Annotated in this window: 10 protein-coding genes; 4 read left to right on the forward strand and 6 right to left on the reverse strand. The window is 37.6% G+C overall.

Going from position 1 to position 11,621, the window contains the following annotated elements; translation table 11 throughout:
• Positions 1 to 1,157 (reverse strand): molecular chaperone DnaK (dnaK, locus tag VLB74_RS08815; RefSeq protein WP_325203089.1); only part of this gene is annotated, 1,157 nt, incomplete at its 3' end.
• A gap of 205 nt (positions 1,158 to 1,362) precedes the next feature.
• Here dnaK and VLB74_RS08820 point away from each other — a divergent pair.
• Both VLB74_RS08820 and VLB74_RS08825 read left to right on the forward strand, forming a co-directional pair.
• Positions 1,363 to 2,745, forward strand: a complete 1,383-nt coding sequence (locus tag VLB74_RS08820) for a DUF6056 family protein (protein ID WP_325203090.1) — start codon at positions 1,363 to 1,365, stop codon at positions 2,743 to 2,745.
• Between the two features lie 150 nt (positions 2,746 to 2,895).
• Positions 2,896 to 4,317: an L-serine ammonia-lyase gene (locus tag VLB74_RS08825; RefSeq protein WP_325203091.1), complete on the forward strand. Its 1,422-nt coding sequence runs from the start codon at positions 2,896 to 2,898 to the stop codon at positions 4,315 to 4,317.
• Between the two features lie 33 nt (positions 4,318 to 4,350).
• On the opposite strand, the gene VLB74_RS08830 is transcribed toward VLB74_RS08825, so the two are convergent.
• The 5 genes from VLB74_RS08830 to VLB74_RS08850 form a co-directional block, all read right to left on the reverse strand.
• Positions 4,351 to 5,433: a porin gene (locus VLB74_RS08830; protein ID WP_325203092.1), complete on the reverse strand. Its 1,083-nt coding sequence runs from the start codon at positions 5,431 to 5,433 to the stop codon at positions 4,351 to 4,353.
• A 9-nt stretch (positions 5,434 to 5,442) separates the two neighbouring features.
• On the reverse strand, positions 5,443 to 7,383 hold the full coding sequence (locus VLB74_RS08835; RefSeq protein WP_325203093.1) for a KUP/HAK/KT family potassium transporter: 1,941 nt from the start codon (positions 7,381 to 7,383) through the stop codon (positions 5,443 to 5,445).
• Positions 7,384 to 7,506: 123 nt separating this feature from the next.
• Positions 7,507 to 8,193 (reverse strand): response regulator, encoded by a 687-nt coding sequence (locus VLB74_RS08840; protein WP_325203094.1) that lies wholly within the window; start codon positions 8,191 to 8,193, stop codon positions 7,507 to 7,509.
• Complete coding sequence (locus VLB74_RS08845; protein ID WP_325203095.1) at positions 8,183 to 9,301, reverse strand: ATP-binding protein; 1,119 nt, start codon at positions 9,299 to 9,301, stop codon at positions 8,183 to 8,185. The genes VLB74_RS08840 and VLB74_RS08845 overlap by 11 nt, the downstream gene beginning before the upstream one ends.
• Positions 9,302 to 9,396: 95 nt before the next feature.
• Complete coding sequence (locus tag VLB74_RS08850) at positions 9,397 to 9,837, reverse strand: nuclear transport factor 2 family protein (protein ID WP_325203096.1); 441 nt, start codon at positions 9,835 to 9,837, stop codon at positions 9,397 to 9,399.
• Between the two features lie 161 nt (positions 9,838 to 9,998).
• Here VLB74_RS08850 and panB point away from each other — a divergent pair, with 161 nt between their 5' ends.
• A complete protein-coding gene (gene panB, locus VLB74_RS08855) occupies positions 9,999 to 10,817 on the forward strand; it encodes a 3-methyl-2-oxobutanoate hydroxymethyltransferase (protein WP_325203097.1) in 819 nt (272 codons plus the stop codon).
• Between the two features lie 35 nt (positions 10,818 to 10,852).
• Entirely contained in the window at positions 10,853 to 11,548 is a 696-nt protein-coding gene (locus VLB74_RS08860; RefSeq protein ID WP_325203098.1) for an RluA family pseudouridine synthase, read from the forward strand.
• Positions 11,549 to 11,621: the final 73 nt, after the last annotated feature.

An 11,621-nucleotide genomic window follows, 5' to 3' on the forward strand; every position in this document is an offset into this window, starting at 1 on the left:
AGTAACAATACGTCTTTCACGTCTCCGGTCAATACACCACCCTGAATAGCAGCTCCAATCGCAACTACCTCATCCGGATTAACTCCTTTTGATGGTTTTTTACCAAAGAATTTCTCAACCTGCTCCTGAATTACAGGGATACGTGTTGATCCACCCACTAAGATTACTTCGTCGATATCTGATGTTGATAAACCTGCATCTTTTAACGCTTTAGCAACAGGATCCATAGAACGTTTTACTAAAGTATCGGCCAATTGCTCGAATTTAGCACGCGTTAATGTTTGAACCAAGTGTTTTGGTCCTGTTGCCGTAGCCGTAACATAGGGCAGGTTGATTTCTGTTTGTGCAGAAGATGACAACTCGATTTTAGCTTTTTCAGCAGCTTCTTTCAAACGCTGTAAAGCCATTGGGTCTTTACGTAAATCTACACCTTCAGCTGCGTTGAAATCGTTAGCTAACCAATCGATGATTACCTGGTCGAAATCGTCACCACCCAAATGAGTATCTCCGTTTGTAGACAATACTTCGAAAACTCCGTCTCCTAATTCAAGGATAGAAATATCGAAAGTACCTCCACCTAAATCGTATACTGCGATTTTGTGATCGTGACCTAATTTATCCAAACCGTAAGCTAACGCAGCAGCTGTTGGTTCGTTGATGATTCTGCGTACTTTTAAACCAGCGATTTCACCAGCTTCTTTTGTAGCCTGACGCTGAGCATCATTAAAGTAAGCAGGTACAGTGATAACCGCTTCAGAAACTGTAGTTCCTAAATAGTCTTCAGCTGTTTTTTTCATTTTCTGAAGTACCATTGCTGATAATTCCTGTGGCGTGTAAAGTCTTCCGTCGATATCAACACGTGGTGTGTCATTATCTCCTTTAACAACTTTGTAAGCTACAGTAGATGCTTCTTTAGCGCTTTCAGTGTATTTGTTACCCATAAAACGTTTGATAGAAGCGATAGTTTTTGTTGGATTCGTTACTGCTTGTCTTTTCGCAGGATCACCCACTTTAATTTCGCCACCTTCCACAAATGCAATTACAGACGGTGTTGTTCTTTTTCCTTCGGCATTAGCAATTACAACCGGCTCTCCACCTTCCATTACGGATACGCAGGAGTTAGTTGTTCCTAAGTCGATTCCAATAATCTTACTCATTTTTATAATAGTTTAATTTTAATTCAAAGTTTGAAACTCGAGATGCAAAATGACAATGATTGTGCCAAGAAGAAAAAACATATAAAATGTCATATTTCTTAATAAAACAATTTTAAAAAACTGACAGGATGACACTAAACAACATTTATCTGAACAGAAATATTCTTTAAAAAACTATATTTGGCATTTAATTCAATACAAATTAATGACTCCCAAAAATTTAGGAACCATTTTTCCGACCCTGATTGGTTTACTGATTATCAGTATGATTTTAGCCTTAAACTTCAATACTTTCTATTGGGCTGACGATTATGCGATATTGAATGAGATCAACGAATTTGGCATATTTAAAAGATGCATACAAGGTTATTACACCTGGGATGGTCGTTATCTGACACCGGCAGCCTTTTTGCAGGGAGCTTTTTTGGAGATGTTACCGGTAGAAATGATAACACTGTTATGGAATGGCTGCTTTCTGTTAAGCGGAATCATTTTATTTTTCATCATTAAAGAAGAAACAAAAAACAAATTTATCGGATCTGCCAAAATCCATCTCTCCCTTCTTATTGCGATTACCTTTTGGTTGGGTTCCTACACACATATCGGACAGACGATTTATTGGGCAACCGGAGGGGTTTACTCATTCAATTTACTGTTGGGAGCTATTTGGCTGTTTTTGTTTTATAGCATTCAGAAAACCAATCTTCTTGGAAGTAAAATCGGATTTTTGCTTTTCACAATACTTATCGGTCTGACAACTCAGAATCTAACTATTGGTTTTATGACGCTTTTACTACTGACAATCCTGTATGATTTCCTCCGAAAGGAAAAAAGCAACATACGATTCAACGCTTTATTACTTCTTATAATTATTAGCGGAACTATTTTTTTAAGTGCTGCCCCTGGTAATTTTTTGAGGATTAAGGAAATAAACAATAACGCTGCAATTGAAGGTGTTACATTATGGATAATCATTAAAAATTTCCTCTTTGCATTGGCAACCTATCTGAAACTGTCTTTCTTTCTAATGCTTTTGGTGTTTTCTGCCGGATTTGTCTATGTGTATCAAAGCGGTAACAAGGTTTCGGCTACCATTCAAAACATTATTTTTATTCCGAAAACCAAAGAACAACTTATCACTTTTGTCGATACCTATAAATACCTGTTAGTTGCTTTGAGTACTATCTTGCCGTTTATCACAATGCCTGAAGTGGTTTCACCAAGAACAGCCATTTATTTCATGTTTTTTTTGTTTCTGTTTATATTCAAATTCATTTCCAATTTGACATTGATTTCTTCCAATACCAAAGAAAGCCAGTCTTCAAACATTATAGTTTATGCCGTTTATTTTACAGCATTCTGTTTTATCGCTTACAATTTCAACAAAGGAACAGTACTTAAAAAAGAAATAACAAAACGCGAATTGGTTTTAAAAAACTCCAAAAACAAAATTGTCAACATCAGAAAAATTGATGAAAATCTGAAGACTTATTGTTATGATTTCAGGGATTTCAGAGGCAATGACGATTGGGCAGTGGAAGCACAAAAAGAATATTTTGGCAGCTCAAAAATAATAGTACAGGATTAAATCACCTCTTGATTTGTGTCCGTAAATACTGTTTTAAAACATGAGGTCCGACGTTAATTGTTATAAAAAAGTAAAACGTTATGAACTATGAAATTATCGAATTATCTTTGTCTTAAACAAACGATTATCAGAATAAAATCAGAATAAATTATGGAATGTATTTCCGTTTTCGACATGCTTAAAATTGGTGTAGGACCTTCGAGTTCGCACACTTTAGGCCCTTGGCGTGCTGCCGAACAGTTTTTAGCCGAAATCCGTGAGCGCAATCTTATTGACAACATCAATCGCATTAAAGTAGATTTATACGGTTCGCTTTCGCTGACAGGAAAAGGTCACGCTACTGATTTAGCTGTGATGTTAGGTTTGAGCGGTGCAGATCCTGAATATATCCCGGTGGAAAGCATCGATGTGATCATAACAGCCATAAAAAACAAAAAGGAAATTTTCCTCGGAAACGAAATAATTATTCCATTCGACTTTGAAAAAGATATCGTTTTCAATAAAAACTTCCTGCCGTTTCACGCTAACGGACTGACATTTACTGTTTATACGGATAATGATGAATACGCCTCTACCTTCTACTCTATTGGTGGCGGATTTGTGGTAAAAGAAGACAGTAATAGTTCAAAAGAAAATACCAAAATAATGCGCAGTTTCCCTTTTCCGATTGAAAAGGCGGACGAATTACTGAAATATTGCCAAAAAGAAGGCAAAAAGATTTCCGAAATTGTATTGGAGAACGAAAAGTCGATGCGTTCCGAAGAAGAAATCAGTCATGAGTTAATGCGCATCTGGAACACCATGCTGGAATGCATTTACATCGGTTGTCATACCGAAGGTACTTTACCGGGCGGATTGAATGTACGCCGTCGCGCTTATGACATGCACAAAAACCTCATTGGTGTTTTACCGTACGACAACCCGCAATCCTGGCTGGAAACCATAAGAATGACCGAAGTGAAATTCCGTCAGATCTTAAAATGGGTAAGCTGCTTTGCCTTGGCAGTTAATGAAGTGAATGCTTCTTTGGGCCGAGTTGTAACAGCTCCTACCAACGGAAGTGCCGGAGTTATCCCTGCCGTATTAATGTATTACTTGGTAATTGAAAACCACGAAGCTAACGAAGAACATATCAAACAATTCCTGATGGTTGCCGGCGAAATCGGAAGTATCTTTAAAAAAGGTGCGACCATTTCTGCAGCTATGGGCGGTTGTCAGGCTGAAATCGGAGTATCATCAGCTATGGCTGCCGGAGCTTTATGTGAAGTAATGGGCGGAACACCGGAACAGGTTTTAGTTGCCGCAGAAATCGCAATGGAACACCATTTAGGTTTAACCTGTGATCCTATTGGCGGTTTGGTTCAGATTCCGTGTATCGAAAGAAATACCATGGGAGCCATAAAAGCCATCAACGCAGCAGAATTAGCCATGGAAACCGATCCTAAAAACGCAAAAGTGCCTTTAGACAAAGTGGTTGACACCATGTGGCAAACTGCAAAAGACATGAATAATAAATATAAAGAAACCTCGGAAGGTGGTTTGGCAGTAGCCGTAAACATGTCCGATTGTTAAAAAATAAAGGAAGCTTAATAGCTTCCTTTTTTATTAGAATTCAAACGACATTGCTGTGGTAATAAATACATTGTCCTTTGAATAACCGCTTTGTGTTTTAAAATTCTCGGTGTCAGAATGCAACCATCTAGCCTCGCCCCTTATCTTTACTTTAGTATTGGGAAGAAAATCCAAATTCAATGAATTTCCGATGGTTTTAAAACTTCCGTAAGTAGACGGGATCACAATATTCTCCTTATCCTGATAATATTCTGAACGATAAGCAATCTGCCATTTATCTGAAATGCCGTATTGCATAATGACAATCGGACTATACCAATTCGCATAATCTTCTCCGTCAATTCGTTTTTGCAATCCATAATCGAACCCTGCAATTGTACGCCATTTAGCATTCCACTGATAATCCCAATAAAGATTACTAAAATAACGGGTTCGCAGGTTATCGCCTATTGGCTCGTCTCCAACAAACGTACTCCAGTTCAATGTGCTTTTTGGAGTTGATTTATAGACAATCTGACTACTGAAAGCGGGCAGTGCATTTCGATTAGGCTTATTGATTCGCTGCCATCCGTTATTCAGCATCCCTGTGAATGCCCACTTTTCATTTGGTTTATAATTCACTTTTACACCGGTTAAAAAATACGGAGAGCCTTCTGCCAAAAGGGAACGTGTCAGGTTCAGGTTACTTGCAGAGGCAGCCGTTTCAAATCCGATATGTGAAGTGAAAATTCCGGCTTCAATACTCGTTTTCTGATTCTTATCCAGATAAGCACCGATATTAGCTTCGTTGATAATCTTTAAGTCTTCATTTACATAATTGTCCTGCACATAAGTTCCGGCCTGAATCGCAATTTTAGCATAAAAATTCTCGTAAGAAACAGCACTTCTAAGCAAAGCCATGTTTATGTTAAACTCATTATGTCTGTTATGGTTATAGAGGAAATCCTGTCGTCTCACACTTTCAGGCCGGTTGAAATCATACGTGTAAAATGTTTCTATATATCCTGAAAAGTCAATCTTCACTTTTGAAGAAGGAATAGTATCCTGTGCTGAAACAAGGAATCCGCTCATCAAAAGCAACCGTGTGAAAACCACCTTATCTTTATTGTTTTTCATTTAGCTAATTTAACTTGATTTTCGTTCCAAAGCAATATTGGAAACCGGATGATAAACCATAGGGACTTTTTCAATTGCGACATCGCTTCTGTCCAACCCAAACGCTTTTTCATCGGAAATGGACAATCTTTTCAATATAAAATAAGACGTTAATAACCAATCATTTTTAATCGAAAACTCGTTTTCAACCGAAAGAAACTTTTCAATAATCACAAATTTGAAATCCGGTTCGGCATTGTATTTAGTAGAACCATCAGGACGGATATGCAGGCTCAGTTCTTTTCTCTGCACAAGTTCCTGAACGATTCTTTTAAAATACAATTCTACTTTCGGCTGCACTCGGAAACCTACATTCAAAATCACTTTGATGACTTTATCGTCTAAAATTTCCACCACTTCATAATTCAGCGTAAACGGTTCATTGGTTCTGTTGATGTGCAAAAACCAATACACATCGGCTCGTTTCGGTTTTTTGGCAAAAATGGATTTCATCACCTTCTCCTCAATCTCATAAGTACGATCCGCTTTTGACAAATAAATAAGATGTGTCGAATATTTAGGAATTGAATCGTCTTCACTTAATTCTTTCAGCATCGGTGTCTGTTCGACCAAATTGACAAATTTCAAAAATTTATTATTAAGTCTTCTGGAATAATACCACACATACATCACCATAAAAATAAAGAGCTCAAAGAACAAAAACATCCAACGTTCTTTGATTTTTACCACATTGGCTACAAAAAATGAAATTTCAATGGTCGAGAAAATTAAAAGTAATAGCGCCACCCAACCTATTTTCATTTTTTTAATGTAAATCAGATAATAAGACAACAAAAACGTAGTCATCAGCATGGCAATCGTAATGGAAAACCCGTAAGCCGCTTCCATGTGGGCCGAATTTTTAAAATAGAGAATCATCATAATACAGCCCGTCCACAAAATGGCATTGATGGACGGAATATAAATCTGTCCTTTCAGATCGGTTGGATTTTTTAAAGCAACTCTTGGCCAGAAATTCAGTGAAATTGCTTCATTGATAAGCGTATACGAACCACTTATTAAAGCCTGGGAAGCAATAATGGCTGCCGCTGTGGCAATAATAATCCCGAAAATTAAAAACCATTCTGGCATAATGGCGTAGAAAGGATTTCTGCTGCTTAGTGAAGGATTTCCTTGCGTCATTAACCAGGAAGCCTGACCTAAATAATTCACCAATAACGATATTTTTACAAATCCCCACGTGATTCTGATGTTCTTTCTTCCGCAATGTCCCAAATCTGAGTACAAAGCCTCTGCACCTGTTGTACAAAGAAATACGGCACCAAGCAACCAGAATCCGTGTGGGTATTCCACTAAAAGTTCATAGGCGTAAATCGGGTTTAAAGCCTTTATAATTTCCGGGTGATGAATGATTTGAGAAATTCCCAATACGAAAAGCATTGAAAACCAAACCACCATTGCCGGCCCGAACAAACTTCCCACTTTTTGTGTACCGAAACGCTGAAAGAAAAACAGCGCCGAGAGAATGACAATAACTATAGGGATGGTCGGGATATCCGGTATGATAACATCGAGGCCTTCCACCGCAGAAGCTACCGAAATGGGAGGAGTAATTATTCCATCTGCAAGTAATGTTGTTGCTCCAAGAATGGTTGGAATTACCAGCTTTCCTTTTCCGAACCTCTTAACCAGAGCATATAAAGAAAATACGCCTCCTTCTCCGTTATTATCTGCAGAAAGCGTCAGGAAAATGTATTTGAACGTAGTCTGAAAGGTTAATGTCCAAAAAACGCATGAAATTCCACCATATACCAAGAGTTCCGATATTGGACGATTCCCTATTATCGATTTCATCACATACAACGGACTGGTTCCGATATCACCATAAATAATCCCAAGTGCGACAAGCAAGGATGCTGCAGTGACTTTATTTACTGTTTGAGTGCTCATTTTAATTAAATTTTTGATTTTTAAGTATTTATATTGATTTGTTTCTGAAAAGTTGAGGCAATAGAAGAGCTGACTATGAAATTGAATTCCATAATCCTTACAATGATTTTATAAATAAGTTTGTTAGCTGATGTTAAAGCGATAGCCTATCCCCGATTCGGTAAGAATGTATTTGGGACGGTTAGGATCGCTTTCGATTTTCTTTCTTAATTGTGCGATAAAAACCCGCAGATATTGAGTCTGATCTATATAACTTGGCCCCCATACCTCTTTTAAAATATGCTGATGTGTGAGTACGCGCCCTTCATTTTTAACTAGAAGAGATAACAGAGTATACTCAGTTGCTGTAAGTTTTATTATTTCGTTGTTGACTTTTACGATTCTTGCTGAAAAATCAATCTGAATGGCATCTATGGTTACAATTGGTTCCGGAGTAACCACACTCTGATTTCGAAGAGCCGCCCTTATTCTTGCGAGCAACTCCTGAGTCCGAAAAGGTTTTGTCAGGTAGTCGTTGGCTCCGTTATCCAGTGCTTTTACGATTTCGCTTTCGGCGCTTTTAACCGATAAAATTATAATCGGGTTTACAAACCATTCCCGCAACTGAACCAATACGTTCTGACCGTCGTCATCAGGTAATCCTAGATCCAGTACAATCAAATCAGGCGGATGGTTCGCGGTCATCAGTATTCCTTCTTTCGCATTTGATGCAAACACGGTTTTATACCCATTGGAATCGAGTGTGATTTCCAATAGTTTTCTGATTTGACTTTCGTCATCAATAACTAATATGGTTGGACTATTCATCATTGCATATCGAATTTGTCTGCATAACGACTGCCGGAAAAGCAACGGTAAAAATGGCTCCGTTTTCGTCTTCTTTATTTTTGAGGAAAACTTCACCATTCTGGGCTTCCACAAAACCTTTCACAATTGACAGCCCCAAACCGGTTCCTCCTGTTTTCGAATGCTGAAGACGATAAAACTTATCAAATACTTTGTGAATTTCATCTTCCGGGAAACCGTTTCCATCATCGCTGATTGTTATTTTACAGGTCATCACTTTTCCTTCTTCATATTCAAAATTAACATCCGGAATATAGTCAACACCTATTTCGATTAACGCTCCCTGAGGCGTATACTGAGAAGCATTGTAAACGAGATTGTAAACGACTTGTTCTGTCAACCCGTAATCCAGTTTAAACAACGGAAGGTAATCCGGAATTTTCACTTTTATCCTGTGATGTACCAATTCTTCCTTCAAATCATCCAAAACCTTATAAACCAGTTCCTTCAAATCACACCAATCCATTTTTGGCTGAATATAACCGGTTTCCAGTCGGGACATATTCAATAAATTTTCAACCTGATGATTTAAACGAAGGGAAGCTTTTTCCATTTCGGATAATAATTTCGTACTGTTTTCTTCAGATAATTGCTCTGGTTTTTCCTGCAGAATTCCGACAGCTCCCATTATAGTTGAAATCGGGGTTCTCAATTCATGCGACAATGAATCCAATAAAGTATTATACAGTTTCATCGTTTGGAGTTTTGCTTCTTTGGCATGTGCCAACTGATTCGCTTTTCTGACTTTAAAGGTCAGCACCGCATTAATCATCGCAATAATAAAAAACAGGAATAATAACAATCCATCCTTAGCTGTTTCCACATGTAAGGTGTAATAGGGCTTCATGAACAGGAAGTCCATTGCCAGAGCGCTCAAAATGGCCGCCAAAAGTACGGCGTAAATGTCCAGGAATATTGCCAGTAGTGAAACCAAAACCAGCAATAAATAACCAATCACGTTATAATCCAGGTACTCTCTTGTAAACAAGAACAAAACTGAAACTATACTTACAGAAGCTATACTTAATAGGTATTGGTTTTTGGTTCTAATATGTTGAATTAAAGTTTTCAATTTCTTATGACTTAATTACACTACAAAGTTAAATCATAAGTTGTAAGTATTTTATAAGATAAAATCGGCTATGTATAAAGATTTTATAAAGATTCTTATTTACTGCTTTTTCTTCTTGTATCAATAAGATAAATGATTTTCCAGGTATCATTTTCTTTATAAAGCGTAAACGCATTTACTCCCGAATGGCTCAGTTTTCCGTTAAGGTAAAATTCATATGGTGTCCAGGCATGCGCCATTTTGCCGTCAATCTGAATGTTGTAACTTAAAATCTTTTCTTCAAATTTCATATCGGAAGGAAAAGTTGCAACAGATTTGTAGAACTCGGACGATTTTTCATCTTCCAATCGGGTTCCCTTCTGCCCTTCTATAATTGACTGTAACAGCATCTTTTCATGACAGACCGATTTTATTTTCAAGGTGTCTTTAGCATGAAATCCTTCAAAAAATGTCTTAATTGTATTTTCTACTTCAGTTTTCTGAGCATTTCCTACGAATGAAAAACAAAAGGCAATTAATAAAATCAGCTTTTTCATAATTTTGGTTTTTATCTGTAAATAAGTAGCATTTATCTCATTAATGTTACGTCATTCTGGAAATTGTAGTAATTTTACATTCTGATAAAGAAGAAAAAACGCTTGTTAAAAGTTTAATCCGAACTTCTGACACTAATTTCTAACTTCTAACTTTAAAATTTATGTCTGTAGCCAAAAAAGATTACAAAAGAATTACCACAAGATCATTAATCGAAATGAAAGCCAATGGTGAGAAAATTTCCATGCTGACGGCATACGATTACACCATGGCAAAAATCGTTGACAGTGCCGGTGTGGACGTAATTTTGGTTGGTGATTCGGCCAGTAATGTGATGGCAGGACATGAAACTACGCTTCCAATCACTTTAGATCAGATGATTTACCATGCTTCTTCTGTAGTCAGAGCAGCAGAAAGAGCGTTGGTTGTGGTGGATTTACCTTTTGGAAGTTATCAATCGGATCCTAGAGAAGCATTACGCTCTTCCATCCGAATCATGAAAGAAAGTGGTGGCCATGCCGTGAAACTGGAAGGAGGAAAAGAAATTAAAGAAAGTATCAAAAAGATTCTTCATGCCGGAATTCCGGTGATGGGACATTTGGGATTAACTCCGCAATCCATTTATAAATTCGGAACCTATACTGTTCGTGCCAAAGAAGAAACTGAAGCCGAAAAACTTATCGAAGACGCTAAAATGCTTGAGAAAATTGGTTGTTTTGCTTTGGTTTTGGAAAAAATCCCTGCAGCTTTGGCTCAAAAAGTAGCTGAAAGCATCTCTATTCCGGTTATTGGAATTGGTGCCGGAGGCGGTGTAGACGGACAGGTTTTGGTTTTACATGATATGATTGGAATGACACATGAATTCAGTCCGCGTTTCCTTAGACGATACATGAACCTTTACGAAGACATGACAAAAGCCATCGGCCAATATGTAGATGATGTAAAATCTACTGATTTTCCCAATGCCAATGAGCAATATTAGTCGGCAGTTTTCAGTAATCAGTAAGCAGTAATTCCGTGTCTGAAAAAATAGTTTCCACAAAAGACAATCTTCAAATCCTTCACGAAGACAATCATATTATCGTTGTCAACAAACGTGTCGGCGATATTGTCCAAGGTGATAAAACCGGTGACAAACCGTTATCCGATGTTGTCAAAGAATACATTAAAGAAAAATACAATAAACCCGGTGAGGTTTTTTTAGGCGTGGTACATCGATTGGACCGACCAACAACCGGAATTGTGGTTTTTGCCAGAACTTCCAAAGCTTTGGCGCGACTCAATGAGATGTTCAGCAAGCGTGAAACCCAGAAAACCTATTGGGCCGTTGTGAAAAACCAACCGCCAAAAACAGAAGATCTTCTTGTTCATTTCCTGAAAAGAAATCCCAAAAACAATACTTCAAAAGCGCATACCAAAGAAGTTCCCGAGAGCAAAAAAGCCAGTTTGGATTATAAAATTATTAAGAAACTGGATAATTATTATGCTTTGGAAATCAACCTTCATACCGGAAGGCATCACCAGATTCGTAGTCAGCTTTCTGCTATCGGGTGTCCTATTAAAGGAGATTTAAAATATGGTTTCGACCGCAGCAACCCCGACGGCGGAATACATTTACATGCCCGAAAATTAATTTTCACCCATCCGGTTTCTAAAGAACATTTGGAAATTACCGCACCCCTGCCCAACGACTCCATTTGGAATAGCATTTAACTTTTTGTTATTTTGCTACCTTAAAATACAAATTAAACAATATCTAATGAGACAAAAACTACTTCTTACATTT

The sequence above is a fragment of the Flavobacterium sp. genome, assembly GCF_035456225.1.
In the GTDB taxonomy this organism is placed as follows: domain Bacteria; phylum Bacteroidota; class Bacteroidia; order Flavobacteriales; family Flavobacteriaceae; genus Flavobacterium.

Bases quoted from the DNA above. Each gene is read 5' to 3' on its own strand.
- VLB74_RS08830 (WP_325203092.1), bottom strand. From the start codon at position 5,433: ATGAAAAACAATAAAGATAAGGTGGTTTTCACACGGTTGCTTTTGATG.
- VLB74_RS08840 (WP_325203094.1), bottom strand. From the start codon at position 8,193: ATGATGAATAGTCCAACCATATTAGTTATTGATGACGAAAGTCAAATC.
- VLB74_RS08825 (WP_325203091.1), top strand. From the start codon at position 2,896: ATGGAATGTATTTCCGTTTTCGACATGCTTAAAATTGGTGTAGGACCT.
- VLB74_RS08835 (WP_325203093.1), bottom strand. From the start codon at position 7,383: ATGAGCACTCAAACAGTAAATAAAGTCACTGCAGCATCCTTGCTTGTC.
- panB (WP_325203097.1), top strand. From the start codon at position 9,999: ATGTCTGTAGCCAAAAAAGATTACAAAAGAATTACCACAAGATCATTA.
- VLB74_RS08850 (WP_325203096.1), bottom strand. From the start codon at position 9,837: ATGAAAAAGCTGATTTTATTAATTGCCTTTTGTTTTTCATTCGTAGGA.
- VLB74_RS08820 (WP_325203090.1), top strand. From the start codon at position 1,363: ATGACTCCCAAAAATTTAGGAACCATTTTTCCGACCCTGATTGGTTTA.